This window comes from Bradyrhizobium sp. Pha-3 (assembly GCF_042258325.1).
Taxonomy (GTDB): domain Bacteria; phylum Pseudomonadota; class Alphaproteobacteria; order Rhizobiales; family Xanthobacteraceae; genus Bradyrhizobium; species Bradyrhizobium elkanii.
Window position 1 is genome coordinate 5,236,180 of record NZ_CP170151.1, and the last position, 17,814, is coordinate 5,253,993.

Annotated in this window: 17 protein-coding genes; 12 read left to right on the forward strand and 5 right to left on the reverse strand. The window is 66.0% G+C overall.

All coding sequences use genetic code 11. The features are described 5' to 3' along the window. Window positions 1-214 precede the first annotated feature (214 nt). The 3 genes from ACE10X_RS24675 to plsY all read left to right on the forward strand — a co-directional run bounded on the left by ACE10X_RS24675 (window position 215) and on the right by plsY (window position 3,295). Window positions 215-1,168, forward strand: coding sequence for an aspartate carbamoyltransferase catalytic subunit (locus ACE10X_RS24675; protein ID WP_026192854.1), 954 nt, complete (start codon window positions 215-217; stop codon window positions 1,166-1,168). A 4-nt stretch (window positions 1,169-1,172) separates the two neighbouring features. After that, the gene (locus ACE10X_RS24680) at window positions 1,173-2,474 is read left to right on the forward strand and encodes a dihydroorotase (RefSeq protein ID WP_038385336.1); all 1,302 of its coding nucleotides are present in this window, start codon (window positions 1,173-1,175) and stop codon (window positions 2,472-2,474) included. Window positions 2,475-2,698: 224 nt separating this feature from the next. Continuing rightward, window positions 2,699-3,295: a glycerol-3-phosphate 1-O-acyltransferase PlsY gene (gene plsY, locus ACE10X_RS24685; RefSeq protein WP_038385335.1), complete on the forward strand. Its 597-nt coding sequence runs from the start codon at window positions 2,699-2,701 to the stop codon at window positions 3,293-3,295. Between the two features lie 8 nt (window positions 3,296-3,303). On the opposite strand, the gene ACE10X_RS24690 is transcribed toward plsY, so the two are convergent. After that, window positions 3,304-4,542, reverse strand: coding sequence for an amidase (locus ACE10X_RS24690; protein WP_375762989.1), 1,239 nt, complete (start codon window positions 4,540-4,542; stop codon window positions 3,304-3,306). Between the two features lie 135 nt (window positions 4,543-4,677). Here ACE10X_RS24690 and dprA point away from each other — a divergent pair, with 135 nt between their 5' ends. Further along, window positions 4,678-5,793, forward strand: a complete 1,116-nt coding sequence (gene dprA, locus ACE10X_RS24695) for a DNA-processing protein DprA (protein ID WP_375762990.1) — start codon at window positions 4,678-4,680, stop codon at window positions 5,791-5,793. Window positions 5,794-5,961: 168 nt separating this feature from the next. On the opposite strand, the gene ACE10X_RS24700 is transcribed toward dprA, so the two are convergent. Further along, a complete protein-coding gene (locus ACE10X_RS24700) occupies window positions 5,962-6,372 on the reverse strand; it encodes a helix-turn-helix domain-containing protein (protein WP_038380388.1) in 411 nt (136 codons plus the stop codon). 99 nt (window positions 6,373-6,471) lie between these two features. Between ACE10X_RS24700 and ACE10X_RS24705 the strand changes: the two genes are divergently transcribed. Further along, entirely contained in the window at window positions 6,472-7,080 is a 609-nt protein-coding gene (locus tag ACE10X_RS24705; RefSeq protein ID WP_375762991.1) for an FMN-dependent NADH-azoreductase, read from the forward strand. Between the two features lie 57 nt (window positions 7,081-7,137). Here the strand turns inward: ACE10X_RS24705 and ACE10X_RS24710 are convergent, their stop codons facing one another. Continuing rightward, the gene (locus ACE10X_RS24710) at window positions 7,138-7,296 is read right to left on the reverse strand and encodes a hypothetical protein (protein WP_375762992.1); all 159 of its coding nucleotides are present in this window, start codon (window positions 7,294-7,296) and stop codon (window positions 7,138-7,140) included. Window positions 7,297-7,550: 254 nt separating this feature from the next. Then, on the reverse strand, window positions 7,551-8,324 hold the full coding sequence (locus ACE10X_RS24715) for an SDR family NAD(P)-dependent oxidoreductase (protein WP_038385329.1): 774 nt from the start codon (window positions 8,322-8,324) through the stop codon (window positions 7,551-7,553). A 109-nt stretch (window positions 8,325-8,433) separates the two neighbouring features. Between ACE10X_RS24715 and ACE10X_RS24720 the strand changes: the two genes are divergently transcribed. Then, the gene (locus ACE10X_RS24720) at window positions 8,434-8,907 is read left to right on the forward strand and encodes a winged helix-turn-helix transcriptional regulator (RefSeq protein ID WP_375762993.1); all 474 of its coding nucleotides are present in this window, start codon (window positions 8,434-8,436) and stop codon (window positions 8,905-8,907) included. Between the two features lie 157 nt (window positions 8,908-9,064). Here the strand turns inward: ACE10X_RS24720 and ACE10X_RS24725 are convergent, their stop codons facing one another. Continuing rightward, window positions 9,065-9,304 (reverse strand): hypothetical protein, encoded by a 240-nt coding sequence (locus ACE10X_RS24725; RefSeq protein WP_375762994.1) that lies wholly within the window; start codon window positions 9,302-9,304, stop codon window positions 9,065-9,067. Between the two features lie 228 nt (window positions 9,305-9,532). Here ACE10X_RS24725 and topA point away from each other — a divergent pair, with 228 nt between their 5' ends. From topA to rpmG, 6 genes are all read left to right on the forward strand, one after another. Beyond that, window positions 9,533-12,304 (forward strand): type I DNA topoisomerase, encoded by a 2,772-nt coding sequence (gene topA / locus ACE10X_RS24730; protein ID WP_375762995.1) that lies wholly within the window; start codon window positions 9,533-9,535, stop codon window positions 12,302-12,304. Continuing rightward, window positions 12,305-14,665 carry a ribonuclease R gene (rnr, locus tag ACE10X_RS24735; protein WP_038388564.1) on the forward strand — a complete coding sequence of 787 codons (2,361 nt, stop codon included), beginning with the start codon at window positions 12,305-12,307 and terminating at the stop codon, window positions 14,663-14,665. Then, complete coding sequence (locus ACE10X_RS24740) at window positions 14,656-15,093, forward strand: DUF983 domain-containing protein (protein WP_018271985.1); 438 nt, start codon at window positions 14,656-14,658, stop codon at window positions 15,091-15,093. Before rnr ends, ACE10X_RS24740 begins: the two co-directional genes overlap by 10 nt. A 36-nt stretch (window positions 15,094-15,129) precedes the next feature. After that, a complete protein-coding gene (locus tag ACE10X_RS24745) occupies window positions 15,130-15,879 on the forward strand; it encodes an NUDIX hydrolase (protein WP_375762996.1) in 750 nt (249 codons plus the stop codon). A gap of 204 nt (window positions 15,880-16,083) precedes the next feature. Continuing rightward, window positions 16,084-17,409 carry an LLM class flavin-dependent oxidoreductase gene (locus tag ACE10X_RS24750; RefSeq protein WP_076834480.1) on the forward strand — a complete coding sequence of 442 codons (1,326 nt, stop codon included), beginning with the start codon at window positions 16,084-16,086 and terminating at the stop codon, window positions 17,407-17,409. Window positions 17,410-17,537: 128 nt separating this feature from the next. After that, window positions 17,538-17,705, forward strand: a complete 168-nt coding sequence (rpmG, locus tag ACE10X_RS24755; protein ID WP_018271988.1) for a 50S ribosomal protein L33 — start codon at window positions 17,538-17,540, stop codon at window positions 17,703-17,705. Window positions 17,706-17,814 lie beyond the last annotated feature (109 nt).

Here is a 17,814-nt window from a genome sequence, read left to right on the forward strand (position 1 = left end):
TAGCCCGTCAGGAGGACGGCGTCGCTGCCGCTCCGCCTATGCCCGGCCATCCACGTCTTGTTCCGGAAAACCCCGCAAAAGTAAGGCGCGGATGTCCCGCGGCGAGCCCCGGCAGGACTGCCGAGAAGGCGGCGACATCTTACTCGGGGAAAACTCCCGCGAGCCCTCTTCGCGCTTGCCCCACCGGCCATCCGCGCCTATAGCTCTCGCTTTAATGACCCCATCATTGAAATCGACTTTTGTCCTCGGTCACCGGCATCTGCTGGGCATCGAGGGCCTTTCCGCTGACGACATCACGGGCCTGCTCGACCTCTCCGAGGAGTATGTCGAGCTCAACCGCCAGGTCGACAAGAAACGCGCCAGTCTGCGCGGCCGCACCCAAGTCAATCTGTTCTTCGAGGCCTCGACGCGGACCCAGTCCTCGTTCGAGATCGCCGGAAAACGCCTGGGCGCCGACGTCATGAACATGTCGGTGTCATCGATGTCGACCCGCAAGGGCGAGACCCTGATGGACACCGCGGTGACGCTGAACGCGATGCATCCGGACATCCTGGTGGTACGCCACCACGCCTCCGGCGCGGTCGAGCTCCTGGCGCGCAAGGTTGACGGTTCCGTGATCAACGCCGGCGACGGCAGCCACGAGCACCCGACCCAGGCGCTGCTCGACGCGCTGACCATCCGCCGCAACAAGGGCCGGCTCGAGGGGCTGACGATCGCGATCTGCGGCGACGTGCTGCATTCGCGCGTGGCGCGCTCCAACATCTTCCTGCTCAACACGATGGGCGCGCGCGTCCGCGTGGTGGCCCCTTCCACCCTGCTGCCGCCCGGCATCGAGCGGATGGGCGTCGAGGTCGCGCGCGACATGCGCGAGGGGCTGAACGGCGCCGACATCGTGATGATGCTGCGGCTGCAGCGCGAGCGCATGAACGGCTCCTTCGTGCCGTCGTCGGGCGAATATTTCCACTATTTCGGCCTCGACCAGAAGAAGCTCGGCTACGCCAAGCCGGACGCGCTGGTGATGCATCCCGGCCCGATGAACCGCGGTGTCGAGATCGACACATTCGTCGCCGACGGCGCGCAGTCGCTGATCCGTGAACAAGTCGAAATGGGTGTGGCAGTGCGCATGGCGGTGCTCGAAGCGCTCGCCCGTAACCTGCCGAACGCGTGATGCCATGCTGACCGACCGCCGCCCTATCCTGCTCGCCAACGCCCGCGTCATCGACCCGTCCCGCGACTTCGACGGTCCGGGCGACGTCCTGATCGCCGACGGCGTGATCCGTGACGCCAAGCGCGGCATCGGCGCCGCCGGCGTCCCCGAAGGCACCGACATCGTCAATTGCGCCGGCAAGATCGTGGCCCCCGGCCTGATCGACATGCGCGCCTTTGTCGGCGAGCCCGGCGCCAGCCATCGCGAAACTTTCGCCTCCGCCAGCCAGGCCGCCGCGGCCGGCGGCATCACCACCATCATCTGCCAGCCCGACACCTCGCCGGTGATCGACAATTCGGCGACCGTGGATTTCGTGCTGCGCCGCGCTCGCGACACCGCGATCGTCAACATCCATCCGATGGCGGCGCTGACCAAGGGCATGCAGGGCCAGGAGATGACCGAGATCGGCTTGCTCAAGGCCGCCGGCGCCGTCGCCTTCACCGACGGCGACCGCAGCGTCACCAACGCCCAGGTAATGCGGCGCGCGCTGACCTACGCCCGCGATTTCGACGCGCTGATCGTGCATCACACCGAGGATCCGCATCTGGTGGGCGAAGGCGTGATGAACGAGGGCGAATTCGCCACAAGGCTCGGCCTCGCCGGCATTCCGACCGCGGCCGAGTCGATCATGCTCGAGCGCGACATGCGGCTCGCGGGGCTCACCGGCGGCCGCTATCACGCGGCCTCGCTGACCTCGACCGAATCGCTGGAAATCCTCAAGCGCGCCCGCGACGCCGGCTACAATGTCTCGGCCTCGGTCTCGATCAACCACGTGACGCTGAACGAGAACGACATCGGCCCCTACCGCACCTTCCTCAAGCTGGCGCCGCCGCTGCGCACCGAGGAGGATCGCAAGGCGCTGGTCGCAGCGCTCGCCTCCGGCCTGATCGACGTCGTGATGAGCGACCACAACCCGCAGGACGTCGAGGTCAAGCGGCTGCCGTTCGCGGAGGCGGCGAGCGGCGCGGTCGGCCTGCAGACCATGCTGCCGGCGGCGCTACGGCTGATCCACAATGGCGAGATGGAATTCAAGACGCTGATCCGGGCGATGTCGACGCGGCCGGCGGAATTGCTCGGCCTGCCCGGCGGCACGCTGCGCGCGGGCGCACCGGCCGACGTCATCGTGATCGACGCCGACACGCCCTGGGTGCTCGACCGCGACGATCTCAAATCACTGTGCAAGAACACGCCGTTCGACGACGCCCGCTTCTCGGGCCGCGTAACGCGGACGATCGTCGGCGGACGGACCGTGTACGAGCACGTCTGAAACTGGGGTGGAACTCAGCGCGACGCGAGTTGCGACATCGCTTCCATCGTTGTGCCAACGACGATGGCCGCGACGTAAACGACAAAGAAAAACTGCTCCAGCCGCCTGCGAACAGAAGCCATGATAAGCTCCCTCATTACCAAGGCCATGGTGCGCATTTATGGTTAATATTTCATTGACGGCACGGCCCCATTCGGGCGGGACCGACCGAAGGAACCACCGCGATGTCTGCTGATGGCTTGCTGCCGGTCGCCTTTCTGATCGGCTACCTGCTGGGCTCGATCCCGTTCGGCATGGTGCTGACCAGGATGGCCGGCACGCAGGATCTGCGCACGGTCGGCTCGGGCAATATCGGGGCCACCAACGTGTTGCGCACCGGCCGCAAGGGCCTCGCCGCGGCGACGCTGCTCGGCGACATGCTGAAGGGCACCGTTGCCGTCATCATCGCCGGCACCATCGACGGCCCGAACGCGGCGATGCTGGCGGCGCTGGGGGCTTTCCTTGGCCACCTCTTCCCGGTCTGGCTCAAGTTTCGCGGCGGCAAGGGTGTCGCGACCTATCTCGGCGTGCTGCTCGGCCTGTTCTGGCCGGCGGCGCTGATCTTTGCCGTGATCTGGCTCGGCACCGCCTACACCACGCGCTACTCGTCGCTGTCGGCGCTGATCGCGGCGTTCGTGACGCCGCTGTTCCTATGGTGGTTCGGCCACAACGCGCTCGCCTCGCTGTTCGCCGTGCTGACGCTGCTGCTGTTCTACATGCACCGCGAGAACATCCAGCGCCTGCAGGCCGGCACCGAAGGCAAGATCGGCGAGCGGAAGTAGCGCAGCCGCTACCGCTTCAGCGCGTCCTCGACAAAGCTCGCGGCCGCCAGCGCCTTCGCATCATCGCCAAAACCCGCGATCACGGTCACGCCAACCGGCAATCCGCCCTCGGCGGTCAGCGTCGGCACGTTGACGCAGGGCACGCCCATCAAGGTCCAGAGCCGGTTGTAACGGGGATCGCCGGTCGACGCCAAACCCTTGGGCGCCGCGCCCGGCGCCGACAGCGTCACGAGCACGTCGACCTCGGTGAGAACAGCAGCCAGCGCCTGCCGCGCGCGCAGCGTGACGTCCATTGCCGCGTCGTATTCGGCGGGCGTCCCGCCCTTGCTCTCGTCGAGCCGGCCGCGCAGCAGCGGCGGCATCGCATCGTAGTTCTGGCCGTATTCCCAGGCGAACGACTGATGCGCCTCGAACTCCTGCACCACTGGATGGATACGCCAGGCTTCCGCGATGATCTCGGGCAGCGCGAGTTCGCGCACGGTCGCACCCGCCTGCTCCGCCGCGCGCGCCGCCTTCTGCAACGCCTCTGCGCCGGAAGGTTCCGGCGAACCGGCGAAGGCCTGCGTCACCACGCCGATGCGCGGCGCGGAAACCTTCGACGGCACCACCAGCTCAGGCCGCCTGGTCATCGCAGCGAGCCCCAGCGCGACATCACGCACGCCGGCGCCGAACAGCCCGACGGTGTCGAGCGTCCAGGAGAAGCATTTCACGCCGACGGTCGGCAGCAGCCGGTAGCTCGGCTTGATCGCGGCGACGCCGCAGAACGAGGCCGGCCGGATCACCGAACCGCCGGTCTGCGTGCCGAGCGCGAGCGGGATCATCCCGGCCGCGACCGCTGCGGCCGAGCCCGACGACGAGCCGCCCGGCGTGTGCGCGTGATTGTGCGGATTGAGCGTTGCGGTCGGATCGTTCGCCGCGAATGCCGTCGTCGTGGTCTTGCCGATGATGGTGGCGCCGGCCTGCTTCAGCGCCATCACGACCGGCGCGTCGGCGCGCGGCTGATGCCCGCGGTAGATCGCGGCGCCCATCTCGGTCGGGAGGTCGGCGGTATCGATGATGTCCTTGATGCCGACCGCGATCCCGCGCAACTGCCCGGCTTGTTGCGCACGCGCCGTCTCGTCGAGGCGGACGAACGCGCCGATGGTGTTGTCCTGCGCCGCGATGGCGTCCCGCGTCTGCGTGATGGCGGCATCGGTGGACAATTCGCCGGAGGCGATGCGGCGTTGGAGATCGGCAAGCGAAATCATCGGCGGACGTCCTGTTTCTTGATGGTTCTTGACGGTTTTTGGCGGCTTCTTGCCAAGCGCTTTTAGCGCGTCGCGCGCGGCTGCGCCAATGTCGCAGTTGATCACAATCTCAGGTTGGGCGAAGCTGCGCCCCGCATGCATGACCGCTCGCCCAGCCCTACAAAACTCACCGACACCGAACGGCTCAACCGCCTGCGGCTGATCCGCTCCGACAATGTCGGCCCGCGCACCTTTGCATCGCTGCTCCGCCATTTTGGCGACGCGGCGCACGCGCTGGAACGCCTGCCCGATCTGGCGCGCCGCGGCGGCGCCTCGGGCCCCGGGCGGATCTGCAGCGAGGCCGACGCCGCAGCCGAGCTCGCGGCCTGCCGCAAATTCGGCATCGATCTCGTCGCACCGGAGGAAGCCCATTATCCGGCGCGGCTTGCCACCATCGACGACGCGCCGCCGCTGCTTGGTGTGCGCGGCGCGCGCGAGGCCCTGATGCGGCCGATGATCGCGATCGTCGGCTCCCGCAACGCCTCCGGCGCCGGGCTGAAATTTGCAGGCCAGCTTGCGCGCGATCTCGGCGATGCCGGCTTTGTCGTGATCTCCGGCCTCGCCCGCGGCATCGATCAGGCGGCGCACCGCGCCACCGTTGCCAGCGGCACGGTCGCCGTGCTGGCCGGCGGCCACGACAGGATCTACCCGCCGGAGCACGAGGATCTGCTGGCCGCCCTGCTCGAGCACGGCGCGGCGATCTCGGAGATGCCGCTCGGCCACGTGCCGCGGGCGCGCGACTTCCCCCGCCGCAACCGCCTGATCTCCGGCGCCTCGCTCGGCGTCGTGATCGTCGAGGCCGCGCATCGCTCGGGCTCGCTGATTACGGCGCGGATGGCGGCCGAACAGGGCCGCGAAGTGTTCGCGGTGCCGGGCTCGCCGATCGATCCGCGCGCCGCCGGCGCCAACGACCTGATCAAGCAAGGCGCCACCTTGGTCACCGAAGCCGCCGACGTCATCAGCGCGGTGACGCCGATCATGGAACGGCCGGTGATGCTTGGCGCGCGCGAGGACGACGAACCGCTGGACTTTGCCACTGATAGCGGCGATCGCGCCCGCATCATCGATCTGCTCGGGCCGAGCCCGATCAGCCTCGACGATCTGATCCGGATGGCCGACGTGTCACCCGCTATGGTCCGCGCGGTGCTGCTCGAGCTCGAGCTCGCCGGCAGGCTCGAGCGCCACGGTGGCGGGCTGGTGTCGATGATTTGACGAGCTGAATATCTCGCTCGCGCAAACGCCTGTCCGTCATCCTGAGGAGCGCGCAGCGCGTCTCGAAGGATCGACGGCCCGACTGGTGGCCGTGCATCCTTCGAGACGCCTGCTACGCAGGCTCCTCAGGGTGACGGGTCTACTTGTCCGAACGCGAAGGCTCCGAACTCAGCCTTCGCCATTCCGCGCATCGAAGTCGTTTCGCGCGCCCTCGATCTCCGGCAGATGCGCGAACGCCCATTCGCCGAGCGCCATCACAGGCACGGCCAGCCCGCGCCCGAGGTCGGTCAGCTCGTAGTCGACCCGCGGCGGAATGGTCGGAAACACCGTGCGCGTCACCAGGCCATCGCGCTCCAGCCCGCGCAGCGTCAAGGTCAGCATGCGCTGCGAGATGCCGTTGATCATCCGCTTCAGCTCGTTGAAGCGGCGCGGTCCGTCGCGCAGCAGCATGATGACCAGCACGCTCCATTTGTCGCCGACCCGCGACAGCACCGAAGCCACGCCGCGGCAGTCCTGATGCGTCCCGGGACCACGCGGCAGGCCGGTTTCGGCGGTTACATCGATGTGCTCGGGTTCCATTGGTGTGCTCGGGTTTCAAAAATGTGCGTTCTTGCGGAGATTTAGGGCGGTCACTCATATAGCGCCAGTTACAAACCTATACCAAAGGTGACCTCAGCCATGAAACTTCTGCACATCGATTCCTCAGTGCTCGGCCTCCACTCCGTCAGCCGCCAGGTCTCCGCCGCCGCCGTCGAGCGGCTGCGCCAGGCCAATTCGGGCCTCGTCGTCAGCTATCGCGACCTCAGCCAGACCCCGCTCGCCCACCTCTCCGGCCTGCACCTCGCCGCCAGCCAGGGCGCGGCGCCGGACCCGTCGGTGCGCGACGACATCGCGACCGGCCAGGCCGTGCTGGACGAATTCCTCGCGGCCGACATCGTCGTGATCGGCGCGCCCATGTACAATTTCACGATTCCGAGCCAGCTCAAGGCCTGGATCGACCGCATCCTGGTTGCGGGCAAGACCTTCAAATACGGCGCCGGCGGCGTCGAGGGATTGGCCGGCAACAAGCGCGTCATCATCGCGATCTCGCGCGGCGGATATTACGGTGCCGATACGCCGATGGCCGCGCTCGAGCACCTCGAGACCTATCTGCGCGGCGTGTTCGGCTTCATCGGTGTCAGGAATGTCGAGTTCATCCCCGCCGACGGCATCCAGGTCGGCCCCGAGCATCGCGAAAAGGCGGTTGCGGGCGCGCTGCAGGCCGCCGGCAGCCTGAACGCCGCCTGATGTGAATCAAAGCGCCTGCCGTCGCCCGGCGGCGGCAGGCCGTTCAGGTGGAGAAACTCAGAACCAGACGCCCTGAATGCCGAGGATGACGGCCACCAGCGAAATCAACAGGCCGATGCCGGAAAACAGTGCGACCATCACGAACTGTGACGTGTCCGAACTTTCCGATGCGGACGAAACCGGGATCGACGTCGAAATGCGGACTGCTTTCGGCATGGCGGCACTCCAAATGATTCCGTGGTGAAAAATTCCCCGCCCAATCAGGAGTCCGGGGAGTACGTCAAAGGTTCAATACACACGATGATAGTCGCGCACGAAATCGGCCGGTGTGAAGCGCTTCACACCGGCCGTTCGTTACAATGAGAAACAAACCAGAGCGTTTTCGAACGAAGTGAATACCGGTTCGCGTGAAGAAAACGCGTCAGAACAAAACCAGAGCCCCGTTCCGATTTAATCGGAACGGAAAAGCTCTATCCGCGATAGATCGGTGCGCCTGCGGGCGACGCCGTTGCACCGCCATCGATGAACAGCTCCTGCCCCTGCACATGCGCTGCGTCGTCGGACGCCAGGAACAGCACGGTCTTCGAGATGTGATCGGGTTCGCCGATACGGCCGAGCGGCGTGGTCTTGCCGATCCGCTGCTCGAATGCCTTCTCGGCCTCGGGCGTCGCGATCGCCGCGCCCCAGATCGGGGTGCGCACCGCGCCCGGCGCCACCACATTGACGCGGATGTTGCGCGGCGAGAATTCAGACGCCATCACCCGCGCCATCGCGCGCACGCCGGCCTTGCTCGCGGCATAGGCCGAATAGCCGGGATTGCCGAGCACGGAAATTACCGAGCCGTTGAGAATGATCGACGCGCCGTCGTTGAGATACGGCGCGACCGCCTGCACCGTGAAGAACACACCGGTGAGATTGGTGCGGATGACATTCTCGAAGGCGGCCAGCGTGGTGCCGCCCACCGGCGTCTGGCCGGGAATGCCGGCATTGGCGAACAGCACGTCATACTTGCCGAACTTCTCGGCGCCCTGCTTGACCGCGGCTTCCAGCGCCGCGACGTCGGTGGCATCGGCGGCCACCGCGAACGCGTTCGGCCCGAGCTCCTTGGCTGCCGCCGCAAGCGTCTCCTTGTTGCGCCCGGTGATGACGACCTTGGCGCCCTCGGCCACGAACAGCTTTGCTGTCGCGAGCCCGATGCCGCTGTTGCCGCCGGTGATCAACGCCGTCTTGTTCGCCAGTCTCATGTCCGCCTCCAGTTGGTTGCATTATTAAACTTCATTGCCTAGCTAGGGCATACGGTTTAATATTGCAACCACACAAGGTCGTGATGGCCCAAATTCCTGGAGACAGCCGGTGAAACGAACCAGCCTTGCAGGCGACAGCTGTCCCGTCGCGCGCGCGCTCGACGTGTTCGGCGACTGGTGGTCGCTCCTGATCATCCGCGACGCCAGCCTCGGCCGGCGCCGCTTCGGCGAATTCCAGGCGAGCCTCGGGCTTGCCAAGAACATCCTTGCCACACGGCTGCGCACGCTGGTCGAGCGCGGCATCCTGAAGACGGTCCCCGCCTCCGACGGCAGCGCCTATCAGGAATATGTCCTGACGCCGAAGGGCCACGGCATCTTTCCGATCCTGGTCGCGCTGCGGCAATGGACCGAGGAATTCGACGAGCATCCGGACGAGATCGCGACCATCCTGATCGACCGCGACAAGGGCAAGCCGGTGAAGAAGCTCGCGCTGTACTCGCAGGACGGACGCGTGCTGGGTGCCGCGGATACGACGCTGAAGCCGCGGCCCGCGCGGAAAGCGGCAAAGCGCGTATCGGCGTAGCGCCATCCTCATCGTCGTCCCGGCGAAGGCCGGGACCCATTACCCCAAATGAGAGTTGTTGCGCACGCTGGGGCCGCGATCCCGTTCATCACCGAATGCGGTGGTTATAGGTCCTGGCTTTCGCCAGGACGACGCGGCGAGAGTTTGGGTGCGCCCCTCACGACAGCTTCCTCCGGCTGCGCGAGCGCAGCTGCTCGTCGGCCTCCAGGCGGGCCATCGCGAACAGGCGGTCGAGGACTTCGAATTCGTGTTGCCGGGCGAGTTTGGCGAGTTCGGTCGCGGCGGCTCCGATCAGGACCAGAGCGTCGTCCGGGCCGCCCTCCCCAGTTGTCTCGTCGCCCGCTGGTCGCCGCCGGCCGGACGCCTTGCGCTTCCGGCCGCCCCCTGTGCTGCTCAAAAGGCCTAATCCGATTCCCACCCTATATATAAAGAGATACGCCCTTTCCGGCCGCAACTCTAGGGCGCATTTTGCAACCCTTGGGATAGAGACTCCACAGCTTGGCCCCGCCCTTCAATATCTGGCGATTTGACAGGGACCGCCCCAGCACCCATGTTCGCCCCGACACTGCGGGCGCGAGTCTAGCGGAATCCGTCTTCAAGTTTTCCCGTAAGCTATTGGAATGACATGAATATCGTCATTGTGGAGTCGCCGGCCAAGGCCAAGACGATCAACAAATATCTGGGGTCCTCCTACGAGGTCCTGGCGTCGTTCGGCCATGTTCGCGACCTCCCGGCCAAGAATGGTTCCGTCGATCCCGACGCCAATTTCCAGATGATCTGGGAGGTCGATGCCAAGGCCGCAAGCCGGCTCAACGACATCGCCAAGGCGCTCAAGGGTGCCGACCGTCTGATCCTCGCAACCGACCCCGATCGCGAGGGCGAGGCGATCTCCTGGCATGTGCTGGAGGTGATGAAGGAGAAGCGCGCGCTGAAGGACCAGAAGGTCGAGCGCGTGGTGTTCAACGCGATCACAAAGCAGGCCGTCTCCGAGGCGATGAAGGCGCCGCGCCAGATCGATGGCGCGCTGGTCGACGCCTATATGGCGCGCCGTGCGCTGGACTATCTGGTCGGCTTCACCCTCTCCCCCGTGCTGTGGCGCAAGCTGCCGGGCGCCCGCTCCGCCGGCCGCGTGCAGTCGGTCGCACTGCGGCTGGTCTGCGACCGCGAGCTCGAGATCGAGAAGTTCGTGCCGAAGGAGTACTGGTCGCTGGTCGCGACGCTGCTGACGCCGCGCGGCGACGCCTTCGAGGCGCGGCTGGTCGGTGCCGACGGCAAGAAGATCGCACGGCTCGACATTGGCTCCGGCGCGGAAGCCGAGGATTTCAAGAAGGCGATCGAGGCCGCGCTGTTCAAGGTCGCGACCGTCGAGGCCAAGCCGGCGCGGCGCAATCCGCAGGCGCCGTTCACCACCTCGACGCTGCAGCAGGAAGCGAGCCGCAAGCTCGGCTTCGCGCCGGCGCACACCATGCGCATCGCGCAGCGGCTCTATGAGGGCATCGACATCGGCGGCGAGACCACCGGCCTCATCACCTATATGCGAACCGACGGCGTGCAGATCGCGCCCGAAGCGATCACACAGGCGCGCAAGGTGATCGGCGAGGACTATGGCAATGCCTACGTGCCGGACGCCCCGCGCCAGTACCAGGCCAAGGCCAAGAACGCGCAGGAAGCGCACGAAGCGATCCGCCCGACCGATCTGTCGCGTCGCCCGGCCACCATCGGCCGAAGGCTCGATGCCGATCAGGCGCGGCTCTATGAATTGATCTGGAAGCGCACCATTGCGAGCCAGATGGAGTCGGCCGAGCTCGAGCGCACCACCGTCGACATCGAGGCCAAGGCCGGCTCACGCGTGCTGGACCTGCGCGCTTCCGGCCAGGTCATCAAGTTCGACGGCTTCCTCGCGCTCTATCAGGAAAGCCGCGACGACGAGGAGGACGAGGATTCGCGCCGCCTGCCCGCGATGAGCGAGGGCGAGGCCGTGAAGCGACAGAGCCTCGCCGTCACCCAGCATTTCACCGAGCCGCCGCCGCGCTTCTCGGAAGCCTCGCTGGTGAAGCGGATGGAAGAGCTCGGCATCGGCCGCCCCTCGACCTACGCCTCGATCCTGCAGGTCCTGAAGGACCGCGGCTATGTCAAGCTCGAGAAGAAGCGGCTGCACGGCGAGGACAAGGGCCGTGTCGTGGTCGCGTTCCTGGAGAACTTCTTCTCGCGCTATGTCGAGTACGACTTCACCGCGGATCTCGAGGAGCAGCTCGATCGCATCTCCAACAACGAGATCGCCTGGCAGCAGGTGCTGCAGGACTTCTGGCGCGGCTTCATCGGCGCGGTCAACGACATCAAGGACCTCCGGGTCGCCGAGGTGCTCGACGCGCTCGACGAGATGCTCGGCCCGCACATCTATCCGCCGCGCGCGGATGGCGGCGACGTCAGGCAATGCCCGACCTGCGGCACCGGCCGGCTCAACCTCAAGGCCGGCAAGTTCGGCGCCTTTGTCGGCTGCTCGAATTATCCGGAATGCCGCTACACAAGACCGCTCGCGGCCGACAGCGCCGAGAGCGCCGACCGCGTGCTCGGCACCGATCCCGACACCGGCTTCGATGTCACGGTGAAGGCCGGCCGCTTCGGCCCCTACATCCAGCTCGGCGAGCAGAAGGATTACGCCGAAGGCGAGAAGCCGAAGCGCGCGGGCATTCCAAAAGGCACCTCGCCGGCCGATGTCGATCTCGAATTGGCGCTGAAGCTGTTGTCGCTGCCGCGCGAGATCGGCAAGCATCCGGAAACCGGGCAGCCGATCACCGCCGGCCTCGGCCGGTTCGGGCCGTTCGTGAAGCACGAGAAGACCTATGCCAGCCTCGAGGCCGGCGACGAGGTGTTCGACATCGGGTTGAACCGCGCCGTCACGCTGATCGCGGAGAAGATTGCCAAGGGCCCGAGCGGTCGACGCTTCGGCGCCGACCCCGGCAAGCCGCTCGGCGATCACCCGACGCTCGGCGCGGTCGCGCTGAAGAACGGCCGCTACGGTGCCTATGTCGCGGCCGGCGGCGTCAACGCGACGATCCCGAGCGACCGCACGCCCGACCAGATCACGCTCGCGGAAGCGATCGCGCTGATCGACGAGCGCGCGGCCAAGGGCGGCGGCAAGAAGGCCAAGAAAGCGAAGGCGGAAAAGCCCGCCAAGGCGAAGAAAGCCAAGTCCGAGGCGACCGAGACTGACGGCGACGCCGAAGCCAAGCCCGCCAAGAAGGCTGCGTCGAAGAAGGCCGCGGCGAAGCCGAAGACGGATGCGACCAGCAAGGCACGCGCGCCGGTCGCCTCCGGTGCCAAGACGTCGCCTGCAAAATCATCGGCATCAGCGAAAGCGCCCGCGAAGAAGAGCGCCGGCAAGGCACGAGGATAAGTGAAACGAAAACCCGACCATGGCTTTCCGGGCCGGGATGCCATCGTCGCCTTCATCCGCGCCAATCCAGGCAAGGTCGGCACCCGCGAGATCGCGCGCGAGTTCGGCCTGAAGAACGCCGACCGCGTCGAGCTGAAGCGGATCCTCCGCGAGCTTGCCGACGACGGCACGATTGCCAAGCGCGGCCGCAAGATCCACGAGCCGGCGGCGCTGCCGCCGACCCTGCTGGCCGACATCACCGGCCGCGACAGCGACGGCGAGCTGATCGCCACGCCCGCCGAGTGGGACTCGGACGAGAACGGTACCGCCCCGAAAATCCGCATCGAGACGCCGCGGCGGCCGAAGCCCGGCACCACCGCCGGCGTCGGCGACCGCGCACTGCTGCGCGTCGAAGTCACGGACGAGCAAGACGGCACGCCCTATCGCGGCCGCGTCATCAAGGTGATCGATCACGGGCGCACCCGGATCCTCGGCATCTTCCGCCGCAATCCCGATGGCGGCGGGCGCCTGATCCCGGTCGACAAGAAGCAGGCCGGCCGCGAGCTCAACATCGCCAAGGCCGACAGCGGCGGCGCCGAGGACGGCGATCTCATCAGCGTCGACCTGATCCGCACCCGCGGCTATGGGCTGGCTTCCGCCCGCGTCAAGGAGCGGCTCGGCTCGATTGCCAGTGAAAAGGCGATCAGCTTGATCGCGATCAACACCCACGACATCCCGCAGGTGTTCTCGTCCTCTGCGCTGCGCGAAGCGGAAGAGGCAAAACCCGCGACCTTGCAGGGCCGTGAGGACTGGCGTGACGTGCCGCTCGTCACCATCGATCCGCCGGATGCCAAGGATCACGACGACGCGGTGCATGCGGAAGTCGATCATGATCCGAACAACAAGGGCGGCTTCATCGTCCATGTCGCGATCGCCGACGTCGCCTACTATGTGCGGCCCGGCTCGGCGCTTGACCGCGACGCGTTGCAGCGCGGCAACTCGGTCTATTTCCCTGATCGCGTCGTGCCGATGCTGCCCGAGCGCATCTCCAACGATCTCTGCTCGCTGGTGCCGGGCGAGCCGCGCGGCGCGCTCGCGGTGCGCATGGTGATCGGCGCCGACGGCCGCAAGCGCTCGCACACCTTCCACCGCGTGCTGATGCGCTCAGCCGCGAAGCTCCATTACGCACAGGCGCAGGCTGCGATCGACGGCAGGCCCGATGACACCACCGGCCCCATCCTCGATCCGATCCTGAAGCCGCTGTGGTCGGTCTACGAGCTGGTCAAGCTTGCACGCAACGAGCGCGACCCGCTCGATCTCGATCTGCCCGAGCGCAAGATCCTGCTGAAAGCCGACGGCACCGTCGATCGCGTGATCGTGCCGCAGCGGCTCGACGCGCACCGGCTGATCGAGGAGTTCATGATCCTCGCCAATGTCGCCGCGGCCGAGATGCTGGAGAAGAAGGCGCTGCCGCTGATCTATCGCGTGCACGACGAGCCGAGCCAGGAAAAGGTGCACAACCTGCAGGAATTCCTGAAGACGCTCGACCTGCCCTTCACCAAGCAGGGCGCGCTGCGTCCCACGCAATTCAACCGCGTGCTGGCGCAGGTTGCCGGCGAGGACTACGAACCGCTGGTCAACGAGGTGGTGCTGCGTTCGCAGGCGCAGGCCGAATACTCCGCCGAGAACTACGGCCATTTCGGCTTGAACCTGCGCCGCTACGCGCACTTCACCTCGCCGATCCGCCGCTATGCCGATCTGATCGTGCATCGCGCGCTGATCCGCGCGCTCGGGCTTGGCGAAGGCGCCTTGCCGACCGATGAGACCGTGGAGACGCTCGCCGAGATCGCCGCGCAGATTTCCGTCACCGAGCGCCGCGCAATGAAGGCGGAGCGCGAGACCACCGACCGGCTGATCGCACATTTCCTTGCCGATAAGGTCGGCGCCTCGTTCCAGGGCCGCATTTCCGGCGTGACGCGATCCGGCCTGTTCGTGAAGCTCGACGACACCGGCGCCGACGGTCTGATCCCGATCCGCACCATCGGCAGCGAATATTTCAACTACGACGAAACCCGCCACGCGCTGATCGGCGTGCGCAGCGGCACCATGTATCGGCTCGGCGACGTCGTCGATGTGCGTCTGGTGGAAGCCGCGCCGATAGCCGGCGCGCTGCGGTTTGAGTTATTATCCGATGGTCAGGCAATTCCGCGCGGCAGAAAACGCGACGGCGTAAGGGCCGAGCGCCGTGCCGCCGGATTTGGCAAGGGACCGAAAGGATCTGGCAAGAAGGCGCACAAGGAGTGGAAATCGCGCAGCAAGAAGGACCGCAAGCCGGCGCAGCAGAAGTCCGGCAAATCGAAGCGAGGCAAGTCATGGAAGTGACGCCGCCGACGGTGGTCTGGACTCGCGAAGCGGCCGAGCCCGAGAAGCGCGACGTGTGGAGCGCGATGAAGCGCGGGTTCCGCTGCCGCTGTCCGCGCTGCGGAAAAGGCAGACTGTTCCGCAAGTTTCTCAAATGCGACGGCCATTGCCCGGTCTGCGACCTCGACTTCACGCCGCATCGCGCCGACGATCTGCCTGCCTACCTCGTCATCGTTATCGTCGGCCATATCGTGGTACCGATGGCGCTGTGGATCGAGACTAATTATTCGCCGCCGGTGTGGCTGCAACTTGCGATCTATCTGCCGTTCACGCTGTTCGCATCGCTGGCTTTGCTGCAGCCGGTGAAGGGAGCCGTGATCGGCTTGCAATGGGCCCTGCGCATGCATGGCTTTGACGAGAATCCCCCTAGCGACATCCCGCCGGTCTAGCTAAACCGGGCCGCAAGAAGAAATGAAAGGGATGAAATGACTGAAGCTGCCGCGCCCGCCGCTGTCGTCCATCAGGGCGAAAAAGAAGCCGACCATCATGCGTATTTCCGGCCGAAGGATGCCGCGACGCTGATCCTGATCGATCGCTCCGGCGCCAAGCCGAAGGTGCTGGTCGGCAAACGCCACGACAAGGTCGTGTTCATGCCCGGCAAGTTCGTTTTCCCCGGCGGCCGCGTCGACAAGGCCGACAATCGCGTGCCGGTCGCAGCGCCGATCACGCCGGAGCTCGAAGCCAATCTGTTGAAGGGCAGCCCGAAGATCACGCCCGGCCGCGCGCGTGCGCTTGCCAACGCCGCGATCCGCGAGGCCTGCGAGGAGACCGGACTCTGCCTCGGCCGCAAGGTCGAGAAATCGCACAAGCTCGACGGGCCCTGGGCTCCGTTCACCGATGCGGGTCTGTTGCCCGATCCGTCCGGTCTGTTCCTGATCGCGCGTGCGATCACCCCGCCCGGCCGCGTCCGCCGCTTCGACACGCGCTTCTTCACCGCCGACGCCTCGACCATCGCGCATCGTGTCGAGGGCGTGGTGCATGCCGATGCCGAGTTGGTCGAGCTGGTCTGGGTCGAGATCGGCTCCGAGCCGCTCGCCGACGCGCATGCCATGACCAAGAACGTGCTCGCCGAGCTCGACCGCCGTCTCGCCACGGGCCCGCTCCGCCACGACGCGCCGGTGCCGTTCTTCCATTTCTACGGCGGCAAGATGCAGAAGGACGTGCTGGGGGCGTAGTATGATCCTCGTCATTCCGAGGCGATGCGCAGCATCGAACCCGGATCCCGAGATTGCGGCGCGAGATTCCGGGTTCATCGCTGCGCGATGCCCCGGAATGACACTGTCGAGAGAGCGGCCAAAAACAAAATAATCTTCCCGATGGCGCGCCGCGAAACGCCTCCCTATCTGTTCCGCTAACGACATCAAGGACGGAACGGGGCAATGGCGAAGCGTCAACTCAAGCTCGGCGCGTTCATGCGGCCGATCAGCATTCACACCGGTGCCTGGCGCTACCCCGGGGCCTGGCCCGACGCCAATTTCAACTTCGACCACATCAAGACGCTGATCCGCAAGCTCGAGGCTGGCAAGTTCGACGCCTTCTTCATGGCCGACCATCTTGCCGTGCTGAACATGCCGATCAACGCGCTCAAACGCAGCCACACCGTGACCTCGTTCGAGCCGTTCACCCTGCTGTCGGCACTCGCCGCCGTGACGGAGAATATCGGCCTGATCGCGACCGGTTCGACCACCTTCGACGAGCCCTATCACGTCGCGCGGCGCTTCGCCTCGCTCGACCACATCTCGGGCGGCCGCGCCGGCTGGAATATCGTCACCACATCCAATCCGGACGCGGCGCTGAATTTCGGCCTCGACGATCACATGGAGCACGCCGAGCGCTACAGGCGCGCCCGCGAGTTCTACGACGTCGTCACCGGCCTGTGGGATTCCTTCGCCGACGATGCGTTCGTGCGCGATGTCGAGTCCGGGCTGTTCGTCGATCCCGACAAGATGCATGTGCTCAATCACAAGGGCAAATATCTCTCGGTCCGTGGGCCGCTGAACATCGCCCGCCCCGTGCAGGGCTGGCCTGTCATCGTGCAGGCCGGCGCTTCCGATGACGGCAGGCAGCTTGCGGCCGAGACCGCGGAAGCCGTGTTCACCGGCGGCGGCAGCCTGGCCGACGGACAGAAGCTCTATGCCGACATCAAGGGCCGCATGGAGAAGATCGGCCGCGATCCCGAGCATCTGAAGATCCTGCCCGGCGCCTTCGTCGTCGTCGGCGACAGCGTTGAGGAAGCCAAGGAGAAGCGCGCACTGCTCGACAGCCGCGTGCATTACGACAGCGCGATCGCCTCACTGTCGGTGATCCTCGGCACCGATGCGTCCGGCTTTGATCCTGACGGACAGTTGCCGCCGATCCCCGAAACCAATGCCAGCAAGAGCGGCCGGCAGCGCCTTGTCGATGTCGCGGCGCGCGACAAGCTCACCGTGCGTCAGCTCGCGCAGCGCGTCGGCGGCTATGGCGGGCTCGCCTTCGTCGGCACGCCGCAGACCATCGCCGACCAGATGGAGGAATGGTTGACCGGCCGGGGCAGCGACGGCTTCAACATCATGTTCCCCTATCTGCCGCAGGGCCTGTTCGAGTTCGTCGATAAGGTGGTGCCGGAACTGCAAAAGCGCGGGATTTTCCGCACAGAGTATGAGGGGCGGACCTTGCGCGAGAATTTGGGCCTGCCGCGGCCGAAAAATCAGTTCTTCGAGGGGTAATAGGCCCGGAATCGGGATGATCTTGACTGAGAAATCCTTGACTTTGGGCTGTTTCTGGCTAGTTTCCCGGCCAAACGCGGGCCGATTTGGCCGGCTCCCGAATTCCCCCGATTTTCGAGGTTTTGCACATGGCCAAGGCGGTCACCATCAAGGTCAAGCTCGTGTCGACGGCCGACACCGGCTTCTATTACGTTGCCAAGAAGAATTCGCGCACCATGACCGACAAGCTGGTCAAGAAGAAGTACGACCCGGTCGCGCGCAAGCACGTCGAGTTCAAGGAAGCCAAGATCAAGTAAGATCGGCTGCTTCCGACGTTTCAAACGGGGCCCTCGCGGCCCCGTTTTTGCTTTCTAGGCTTGCGTCATCCCTCATGATTCCCGGAGCAGTCCCGGGCGCAGGGCTCAG